The sequence below is a fragment of the Nitrospina gracilis 3/211 genome (assembly GCF_000341545.2).
Lineage (GTDB): Bacteria > Nitrospinota > Nitrospinia > Nitrospinales > Nitrospinaceae > Nitrospina > Nitrospina gracilis.
Genome location: NZ_HG422173.1, coordinates 784659 through 794140, shown reverse-complemented (window position 1 = coordinate 794140; position 9482 = coordinate 784659). Strand labels below are relative to the sequence as shown.

9 protein-coding genes and 1 tRNA gene are annotated in these 9482 nt (G+C 56.7%); 7 read left to right on the top strand and 3 right to left on the bottom strand.

Annotation, left to right across the window (positions count from 1 at the left end; translation table 11 throughout):
• The 3 genes from TX82_RS16475 to TX82_RS03690 form a co-directional block, all read left to right on the top strand.
• Positions 1 to 249: hypothetical protein (locus TX82_RS16475; RefSeq protein ID WP_222822960.1), on the top strand; the 249-nt coding region annotated here is incomplete at its 5' end.
• 161 nt (positions 250 to 410) lie between these two features.
• Positions 411 to 917, top strand: coding sequence for a 5-(carboxyamino)imidazole ribonucleotide mutase (purE, locus tag TX82_RS03695; protein ID WP_005007125.1), 507 nt, complete (start codon positions 411 to 413; stop codon positions 915 to 917).
• Positions 917 to 2068: a 5-(carboxyamino)imidazole ribonucleotide synthase gene (locus tag TX82_RS03690; protein WP_005007123.1), complete on the top strand. Its 1152-nt coding sequence runs from the start codon at positions 917 to 919 to the stop codon at positions 2066 to 2068. The genes purE and TX82_RS03690 overlap by 1 nt, the downstream gene beginning before the upstream one ends.
• Positions 2069 to 2311: 243 nt before the next feature.
• On the opposite strand, the gene TX82_RS03685 is transcribed toward TX82_RS03690, so the two are convergent.
• The 3 genes from TX82_RS03685 to TX82_RS03675 form a co-directional block, all read right to left on the bottom strand.
• Positions 2312 to 2398, bottom strand: a tRNA-Leu gene (locus TX82_RS03685).
• Positions 2399 to 2451: 53 nt separating this feature from the next.
• Complete coding sequence (locus tag TX82_RS03680; RefSeq protein WP_042250474.1) at positions 2452 to 3159, bottom strand: tetratricopeptide repeat protein; 708 nt, start codon at positions 3157 to 3159, stop codon at positions 2452 to 2454.
• A complete protein-coding gene (locus TX82_RS03675; protein ID WP_005007121.1) occupies positions 3137 to 4159 on the bottom strand; it encodes a hypothetical protein in 1023 nt (340 codons plus the stop codon). The genes TX82_RS03680 and TX82_RS03675 overlap by 23 nt, the downstream gene beginning before the upstream one ends.
• 482 nt (positions 4160 to 4641) lie before the next feature.
• Here TX82_RS03675 and TX82_RS03665 point away from each other — a divergent pair, with 482 nt between their 5' ends.
• The 4 genes from TX82_RS03665 (at position 4642) to xseA (ending at position 9435) form a co-directional block, all read left to right on the top strand.
• Positions 4642 to 6129 (top strand): sigma-54 interaction domain-containing protein, encoded by a 1488-nt coding sequence (locus TX82_RS03665; RefSeq protein WP_005007116.1) that lies wholly within the window; start codon positions 4642 to 4644, stop codon positions 6127 to 6129.
• A 23-nt stretch (positions 6130 to 6152) separates the two neighbouring features.
• Positions 6153 to 6998: an HDOD domain-containing protein gene (locus TX82_RS03660; RefSeq protein WP_005007113.1), complete on the top strand. Its 846-nt coding sequence runs from the start codon at positions 6153 to 6155 to the stop codon at positions 6996 to 6998.
• A 129-nt stretch (positions 6999 to 7127) separates the two neighbouring features.
• A complete protein-coding gene (folD, locus tag TX82_RS03655; protein ID WP_005007111.1) occupies positions 7128 to 7976 on the top strand; it encodes a bifunctional methylenetetrahydrofolate dehydrogenase/methenyltetrahydrofolate cyclohydrolase FolD in 849 nt (282 codons plus the stop codon).
• 67 nt (positions 7977 to 8043) lie between these two features.
• Positions 8044 to 9435, top strand: a complete 1392-nt coding sequence (gene xseA / locus TX82_RS03650) for an exodeoxyribonuclease VII large subunit (protein ID WP_005007108.1) — start codon at positions 8044 to 8046, stop codon at positions 9433 to 9435.
• The last annotated feature ends 47 nt before the right edge of the window (positions 9436 to 9482 follow it).

Below are 9482 nucleotides of genomic sequence, written 5' to 3'. Positions count from 1 at the left end.
CCACCGGATTTTGAGTCTATCCGGTTTTATTATAATCGGTTGTTTTATTTTTGTTTATTGGCTTTAAAATGTGCATGTGTGAAAACCTGTGTGATTTTTGGCCGGTTTTCACAGGTTTTTCTTCAACAAATGAAAAGGGCCTCCGATTCCAAATTTACGGTGGTGAAGCTTCGAACTCTGAACCCTGCCCTGGGGACAGGGTTTTCAGCTAAATGCAGTGATTCGGCTCTGAAGGCAATTCAGGAGTGAGCAGATTCTCTCTTCGCTCGCAATCGAATTTCCGCTGCTCAATGGCCAGAGGCAACCTATGCTAAAATGAAGCCATCTTGACGCTTGTGTCCCTTGTAAATGTTTTTATGAAATGGTTTAAAGAATAAATTTCGCGATTATCAATTGGGAGATATCCATCCATGAATATGGGAAACCATGCCTGCCTCAGCATAATTATGGGTTCCAAGTCCGACTGGGACACCATGCGTCATGCCGCGGATACTTTAAAACAACTGAATATTGCGTATACGGTAGAAGTGGTGTCCGCACACCGGACCCCCGACAAGTTATTTCAATACGCGGAAAGCGCGGAGGAGAAAGGCGTGGAAGTCATCATCGCTGGTGCAGGAGGCGCGGCCCATTTACCTGGCATGATGGCCGCAAAAACCTCTTTGCCGGTACTGGGTGTCCCAGTGCAGTCAAAAGCACTCAATGGCATGGACTCTTTGCTTTCCATCGTTCAAATGCCTGCCGGGATCCCTGTTGGAACCTTGGCCATTGGCCGCGCGGGAGCTGTCAATGCGGCCTTATTGGGGGCCAGTATCCTTGCCAACAAATACCCGGATGTTAAAATCGCATTAAAGAACTACCGTCAGAAACAAACCGATTCCGTAATGGCTAATCCTGATCCCAGCAAAGGCGATTGATGAATATTGGTATCCTCGGCGGCGGTCAGCTCGCCCTTATGATGGCCCAGGCAGGTCGCTCGCTCGGGCAAAGTTTCATGTTTCTTTGCCCCAATAGTAATCCATGCGCTGCTGCCTTCGGAGAGCATCTCTGTGCCCCCTATGACGACGAGTCTGCGCTGAAGCAACTTGCCGCGTGGGCGGACGTCGTTACTTACGAATTTGAAAACGTTTCGTTGTCCGCTCTGGAATTGCTCCAAGAGCAGGTTCCGGTTTATCCTTCGGCTTCCGTTTTGGCAGTGGCGAGAGATCGCCTGGTTGAGAAGCAGCACTTTGGAACCTTGGGAATTCCTACGGCAAGATTCGCTCCCGTTGAAACCCTGGCAGATTTAACCAGCGCGGTTCAGGAAATTCGTCTTCCCGCCTTTCTCAAGACCCGCACCCAAGGTTACGATGGCAAGGGCCAGGCCTTGTTACGTGGGGAAAATGATCTTGGCGGTGCATGGGAACAGCTTGGAAAATCTCCATGCATTGTCGAATCAAAGGTCGCCTTTAAAAGGGAACTGTCAGTAATTGCGGCTCGTGGACAAAAAGGCGAAATGGTCTTTTATCCAATAAGTGAAAATCGCCATCGTGAAGGTATTCTTCGTTTGTCAATCAACCGCTTAGGTGACCCGCTACAAATTCAGGCCAATTCCATAATTAAAAGTTTAATGGAAAATTTGAAACATGTGGGAGTAATGGCCTTGGAACTGTTTCAGGTTAATGATCAGCTTTTCGCAAATGAATTTGCACCCCGCGTTCATAATAGTGGTCATTGGACAATCGAAGCCGCGCAAACATCACAATTCGAGAATCATCTCAGAGCCATATGTGGTCTGCCATTGGGCGAAATTAATTCTCCGGAACCCGCGGCGATGGTAAATCTGATAGGTCGATTGCCAGAAGAAGGGAAAATACGCGACATCCCGGGAGCCACCCCGCATTTTTACGGGAAAGAAGAACGCCCCAACCGCAAAGTGGGGCATATTACCCTGACCGGGAAAAACTGTACGGTCGAGGAATTCGACCAACGGCTGAGGGCAATACTCCGAATAGCTGGAGAAACGGAATTGGCTGGTTGCTCGGCACCTTTGGTTTTTGACAATAAGCCAGGGCAGGTATTGAGTTAGTTGAAAGTAAGAAAGGAAGTTCAGAATCCCACCACTGTTGTGGATGGGTGCCGGGAGCGGGAGCAAATTTTGGAATTTACCCGGTAGGAAATGGGTGGGAGAAAAAACAAAAGGGGCTGGCGGATTTCGCCAAGCCCTTTTTCAATGGTGCGCATGACGGTGAATCTTCAGACCGCTTGTTTCAAACGCGCTCAAAAAAATCTGGACCCCAGGGGGAGCCTTGCGAGCTCCCCCCGCGGGAAGTGGTGCCGAAGGTCGGAGTCGAACCGACACGGGGTCGCCCCCACCGGATTTTGAGTCCGGCGCGTCTACCAATTCCACCACTTCGGCGCGTAGCCAGAAAAGTTACCACAACCTTCTGAAAAGAACAACAATTCCGCCGCTCATTCAGAAGAGGGGTTGAAGCCCCCTCCCTCCACCGCAGGGGTTTCTTCCTTCTTCTCGGTTTTCAGGAACCGCTCGGCGGCGATCCTCCACTGCCGGGCGTTGGGGTTGTCGGGGTCGATCTCCAGCAGGCGGTCGCAGTACTCGATGGCTTCCTCGTAATGCTTCATCAACATGCTCGAACTGATGAGGTTGTTGAGGATCGGCACCGATGCGTTGTCCACTTCGTACGCCTGTTGAAAGGCGACGTCGGCGAAGAAGTAACTCTTCATGTCCCAGTACACTTCGCCCATGCGGTTGTAGGCCAGCGCGTTGCCGGGATCTTTCTTGACCGTGAGGCGAAACTGTTTCAAGGCGTCGTCCAGCCGCCCGGCCTGGTGGTAAGCGCGGCCCAGCAGGAAATAATATTTGCCCGGCAGGCTCTCACCCTGAATGATGCGCTCCAGAAACGGCAGGGCCTGCGCCCCGCGGTCCTGCTCGACCAACGCTTTCCCGGCGTGGTAGTAGGCAACGGGATTCTGCGTGCCGCCGTGGATCGCCGCCTCGAACTGCGCTATGGCGGGATCGAACCGTTTCTGCTTCATATACAAAAGACCCAGTTGGAGGCGCAGGTTTTCGGAATCCGGCCGCACCGCAATCGCCTGTTTGAGTACCGCCTCCGCCTCTTCCGGCTTTTCCGCCTGTTCATAAAAGGAAGCCAACTGCATGGCCGCCACCCGCTGACCGGGGGTTTTTGTCCAGCACATCGCGCCACAGGGTTTCTTCCGACGAAAACACCATGCCGCGCAACACGGCGAGGGTCAACAGCACCGCTCCCAGTCCGGCGGCGATCGGAACCAGGCGCCCCGGCACCCGGTGGGTGAGGCGCGCCAGAGCCCAGGCCACGACGAGGTGGAGACCCGCTCCCGGCAGATAAAACCGGGCCTCGGAAACCAGCGGAGATTGAGGCACCAGGGCCGAGTTGGCAAGAAACGCGACACCCGTCCAGATCAACCCGAATCGCAGCAGGGGCGACTGTGTTTTTTTCCAGGCCAGCCATGCCACGGCCAGCGTCAATACCAGGGCCGCCCACACCCCCGCATCGCCCCCACCCGCGAGGGCCGCATCCGGAAGGAAGTTCAGGTTGAATGGCAGAAGGTATTTGAATCCGTAAAAAAACCAGAGAAACTTGATCTGTGCAGCCAGGTAAGCCCAGCGGCCCGGCGCCTCGCCGTCCGCAGACAGGGCCGACGGGTCTCCCGGCGCCCTCCAGGCCATGTAGAGGAGAATGGGAATCAACACCGCGAGTCCGATCTTGAGTTCCCTTTTGAGAGTCGGGTCCTGACCGAACAGAATGAGGTACACCACCGCCACCACCGGCAGGCACACCGAGGCCGGATGCGTGCCCGCCGCCAGCATCAAAAAGACCACTGCCGCCAGCATCCAGGCGGGTCCGGTAAAACTTTTCGGTGCTTCCTGCCTCAACCGCGTAAACCGGGCCACGCTCCACACCGCCAGCAGGGAAAACAAGGTGGACAGAAGAAACCCCCGGTCCGAAAGGTATGCCACCGCCTGAACGTTGAGCGGGTGAATGAGATGCAATCCCGCAGCCATCATCGGCACAAACACCCATTCCGACTTCGGCCTGTCACGCGTTCGCGCCGTCGCCTCCACCAGCAGAAAATATAAAACCCACCCCGCCGCAACGTGGATCAACACATTGGTCAAATGGAAAGCCCATGCCGAGCCCTCTCCGAGTGCCCGGTCCAGTGCGTAGGAAAAAACAACACCGGCTGACGGTACCCGTTCTCCAGCGAGAGGCCCTCCCAGGCTTTGGCCACGGAACCCACCCGTGGGTCCTCAAGGATGAAGGAGGGGTCCTCGTACAAAAAAGGAGCGGAAAGTGTGGCGCCGCACGCCGCCAGGCCCAGCACCGCAAGCACCACCAAGGAGGTAAGGTGTTGTTTTATACCGCTTTGAAACATATTTACAATCTGGTTTATTTTGGATGCTTTCAGCAAAAAGGTTTATAATAAATTGTCCGATACCGCATCAAACCGTTTACAATAAGCTAAAAAACGGGCAATTATAAAATAATATCAAACGTACCGGAACCCGCAGGGGATGTGGGGCCAGAATGCCGCCTTCATTCATTGCCAAAAGAAACTGACCGGATTGAAACACACCCGCGCCGTTCTGTCACCTGAATCATGAAACAGATCAATCAATTTGCCAACATCCTGACGATCCGCAACATCTCTTCCTTGTTCAAGACCACGTTCGAGGAGGTGGATGCCCTGCTCAAGATTTCCCTTGAGACCGGACTGGACGTGGTGGGGTGCCGCAACGCATCGTTGCTGATGCTGAACGAAAAGACCGGCACCCTTCAATTTTACCAGGCCTCGGGGGAGGGCACGGACAAGCTGAAAATGGTGGAGCTGCCGCTCGGGGTGGGCATCGCCGGCATCGTTGCCAAAACGGGCGAACCGATCATTTCCAACAATGTGCGCAAGGACGAGAGATGGTTCCGGGAAGTCAGCGACATGACCGACATGGACGTGCAGTCCATCGCCTGCTTTCCGCTCATGCTCGACGACAAAGTGCTGGGCGTGGTGCAGATGCTGGACAAGGAAGACGACACGCCGTTTAACGACGTGGACCACGTGTTCCTCGACCGTTTCTCGCGCATGATGGCGATGTTTTTGAACTTCACCCGAAACAACGAAATCCTGGGCGAGGAGTTCGACCGCCTCCAGGAAAAGTACCGCCAGCGTTATTCCATCGTTGGGGAAAGCCCCCCCCTGCGCCGCGCCATCAGCCAGGCCGAGCGCGTGGCCAGTTCCAAGGCGGCGGTGTTGATCACCGGTGAAAGCGGAACGGGCAAGGAACTGTTCGCTCACCTCATCCACGACCGCAGTTCCCGGCAGACGCACCCTTTCGTATCCATCAGTTGCGGCGCGCTCCCGGCATCCATCCTGGAACGCGAGCTGTTCGGCCACGAGAAAGGCGCGTTCACCGGAGCGGACAGCCGCAAAATCGGCCTGTTCGAGGCCGCTGACAGGGGCACCCTGTTTTTGGACGAGATCGGCGAGATGCCACTCGACATGCAGGTCAAGCTGTTGCGCGTCATTCAGGAAGAATCGTTCATGCGGCTGGGCGGCACCTCGCAGACGCAGGTGGATGTCCGCATCGTCTCCGCCACCAACCGCGATCTGGAAAAAATGGTGAAGGAAGGCACATTCCGCCAGGACCTGTATTACCGTTTGAACGTCATCAATATCGAACTGCCGCCTCTCCGCGATCGCCATGAAGACATTCAGGACCTCCTTCACTACTTCATACGCAAGCACACTCCGGAAGGTGAAAAACCTAAAAAAGTTCCGAAGGGACTGGTCAACTATCTCCAGGGTTACCACTGGCCCGGGAATATCCGGCAGCTGGAAAACGCGGTCGAGCGTGCCATCGTCCTGGAAGAAGGGGAGGAGCTCCGGCCGGACAGTTTCCCGTTTGAATCCACCAAGGCGCCACTGGATGTGGAAGTCGGCGCCACACTCAAAGACGCCACCGATGCCTTTCGCCGCTCGTTCATTCTCAACACCCTCAAATCCACCAGCGGCAACCGCACCAAGGCGGCACAGATTCTGGACGTTCAGCGGTCTTACTTGTCGCGACTGATAAAGGAATTGAATATCGCCTGAACGCTTATTTTCGGGAGGGAGTCGTGAATACCGTGACCGCGCGCGATTTTATCCGCAAGCAGGATAGGGTTTACGCGCTTTCAAGAAACTTTTTCGCCATCTATGACGCGCTGACCGATCCCGATAAATCCTTCCGTGACATCGGCCGGATCATCGGGTGCGATGCCGGGTTTTCCGCCCGCCTGCTCAAAATCGTCAACAGCCCTTTCTTCGGCTTCGAACGTAAAATTGAAAGCCTCGACCACGCCATCGCGCTGGTAGGCACGGAACCCCTCGCGGACCTGCTGTTCTCCATGTCCGTGATCCAGAATTTCCGCGGCGTGCCGCACGACCTGTTCAACGAAGACCAGTTCTGGCGGCACAGCGTGGCCTGCGGCGTGCTGGCCAAACGGCTGGCCATGCGGATGGGGTGCGACCGTCCCGGCCGCTTCTACCTGGTGGGGCTGTTGCACGACATGGGCCGCATCCTCCTGTGTGTGCGCGAACCCAGTGCGGTGTCCGCCATCCTGACGCAACAGGCTGCGGAAGGCCAGGATTTGTGCCTACTGGAACGCGAGCAATTCGGTTTCGACCATGCGGAACTGGGCGCGGTGTTGTTTGAGACCTGGAAACTGCCTCCCATGCACGCGGAAGCCACCCGCTACCACCACCGCCCGGAGGAGGCGGGGGAATACCGGGATGACGCACGCATCGTGGCGATGGCCGATTACCTGTGCCATGAGATGGAATTCAGTCCGGACATGGAGTCCGGCAACCGCAGAGTGCCGGACGAATACTGGGTCCACCTCGATCTCATTCCCGAGATGGTCCCCTCGATCAAAAAACAGGTTCAACCCGAATTTGATTTTCTGCTGGAACTGGTGGTTTGATTTTTCCGGAACCGCTGAAACTTTTCCCCGGGCGGTTCCAATCCTTCCCGGTTCTGGTATGATGAGGCCTGTTTTTTCAAAACCGGATTCCCTGTAACGGCAACCCCAACCCACTCGAACTCACGCATCATGACACTCATCGACGGAAAACTCGTCTCCTCGGTCATCAAGGACCGCGTCCAGGCCGAGGTGGCGGTGTTGAAAGATAAAACCGGCAAGGTGCCGGGACTGGCGGTGGTGCTGGTCGGCGAAGACCCGGCCTCCGCCGTGTACGTGAAAAACAAGAACAAGACCTGCGAGAAGGTGGGCTTTCAGTCCCTGTCCCACAACCTGCCCGCGGACACGGACGAAGCCACCCTTTTGAAGCTGGTGGGCGACCTGAACAGCGACGATTCGGTCCACGGCATCCTGGTGCAGCTGCCCCTGCCGAAGCAGATCGACTCGCAACGCGTGCTGGAAGCCATCGATCCGCGCAAAGACGTGGACGGCTTTCATCCGGTGAACGTCGGCCACCTTGCCAGCGGGGTCAAAACGCTTGCCCCGTGCACGCCCGCTGGTATCATAGAAATGCTGGATCATTACAAAATCGATATCGAGGGAAAACGCGCGGTGATCATCGGCCGCAGCAACATCGTCGGCAAACCGATGGCGATGCTGTTGCTGCAGCGCAATGCCACCATCACCATCTGCCATTCGCGCACCAAGGACCTGCCGGCAGTGGCCAGGGAAGCGGATATCGTGGTCGGCGCCATCGGCAAACCGCGGTTCGTCACCGCCGACTTCGTGAAAGACGGCGCGGTGGTCATCGACGTCGGCATCAACCGCGTGGACGGCAAGCTGGTGGGCGATGTCGATTTCGACAACGTGGCGGAAAAGTGTTCGTTCATCACGCCCGTTCCCGGCGGCGTCGGGCCCATGACCATAGCCATGCTCATGCAGAACACGCTGACCGCGTTCAAGTCCATCCACAATTTGTGAGCCGTCCGCCCGGTTTGCTTCTGCCTGTAGCGTGGCTCTCGTTTTGAGTTTTTAAGGAATCGCCTTCATGGCTCAGTCCTCCCCGCAACCCTTCGGCGACGCCCCCCTCGAGGACGAAAGCGGCCACGTTTTCACCGTCACCGAGCTCACCCGCACCATCCGCGCCCTGCTTGAAGAGGCGTTCGACATGGTGTGGGTGGAAGGCGAAATCTCCAACTACGTCGTCGCCAACTCCGGCCACGCTTACTTCAGCCTCAAAGACGACAAGTCCCAGGTGCGCTGTGTGTTCTTCCGCGGCAATCGCCAGCGCACGAAGTTCCAGCCCGCCGACGGCGACCAGGTGCTGGTGTGCGGACGGCTGAATGTGTACGAACCGCGCGGCGAATACCAGGTTGTAGTCGATTCGCTGGAACCGCGCGGGCTGGGCGCACTGCAAAAAGCGTTCGAACAGCTCAAAGAAAAACTGCAGAAGGAAGGCCTGTTCGACGAGGCAAAGAAACAACCCATCCCGGAGTTCCCGTGGCGCATCGGCATTGTGACCTCGCCCACCGGAGCGGCCATCCGCGACCTGTTGAACGTCATCACGCGGCGCAACCCGAAGGTGTCGGTGCTCCTCTACCCGGTCAGGGTGCAGGGCGACGGGTCGGCGGAGGAAGTCGCTGAGGCCATCCACCACATGAACACCATCGAGGATCTGGATGTACTGATTGTGGGACGCGGCGGCGGTTCGATCGAGGACCTGTGGGCGTTCAATGAGGAAGTGGTGGCCCGCGCCATCTTCGCGTCGGAGTTGCCGGTGATCTCCGCCGTCGGGCACGAGATCGATTTCACCATCGCCGATTTCGTCGCCGACCTGCGTGCGCCGACGCCCTCCGCCGCGGCGGAACTGGCGGTGCCTCGGCTGAAGGATGTGATGGAAGACTTGAGCTGGCTCATCAACTCGCTGATCGACGGCATGGACGATGAGATCGGCGAGTACAGGGATCATTTGAGGCGGCTCATCGACCGGCGCTTCTTTCGCGAACCGCAACGCATCCTCGAACAACCCGCGCAACGCTTGGATGAAATGACACAACGCCTGCTTCGCGGCCTCGATCAGTGGGTGCTGGTGCAACGCAACCGGGCCACCGGCTTGGTGCACCGGCTCACACAGGCGTCGCCGCAATGGGATTTGAAACACGGCGAGGACCGACGCGCCAATCTCGAACACAGGCTGGTAAAACAAATGGCGTCGCAGTTCCGCTGGCACCGGCAACAGTTCGAAGGCGTCGCCAAAAACCTGAATGCGCTGAGCCCGTTGTCAATTTTGGATCGGGGTTACAGCATCACCACCGACACCGCCTCGGGCAAGGCGGTGAAAGAAGCGGAGCAGATGAAGCCGGGCGACAAGGTCGAGGTCCGCCTGTCCAAGGGCAAGCTCGACTGCACGGTGGATGGAACGAAGAAGGAGTTAGATTAATTATTTTTGAAAACTTGTTTTAATTTAATAAGGAAAGAATCATTGTT

Bases quoted from the DNA above. Each gene is read 5' to 3' on its own strand.
- folD (WP_005007111.1), top strand. From the start codon at position 7,128: ATGACACTCATCGACGGAAAACTCGTCTCCTCGGTCATCAAGGACCGC.
- TX82_RS03665 (WP_005007116.1), top strand. From the start codon at position 4,642: ATGAAACAGATCAATCAATTTGCCAACATCCTGACGATCCGCAACATC.
- TX82_RS03680 (WP_042250474.1), bottom strand. From the start codon at position 3,159: ATGCAGTTGGCTTCCTTTTATGAACAGGCGGAAAAGCCGGAAGAGGCG.
- xseA (WP_005007108.1), top strand. From the start codon at position 8,044: ATGGCTCAGTCCTCCCCGCAACCCTTCGGCGACGCCCCCCTCGAGGAC.
- purE (WP_005007125.1), top strand. From the start codon at position 411: ATGAATATGGGAAACCATGCCTGCCTCAGCATAATTATGGGTTCCAAG.
- TX82_RS03690 (WP_005007123.1), top strand. From the start codon at position 917: ATGAATATTGGTATCCTCGGCGGCGGTCAGCTCGCCCTTATGATGGCC.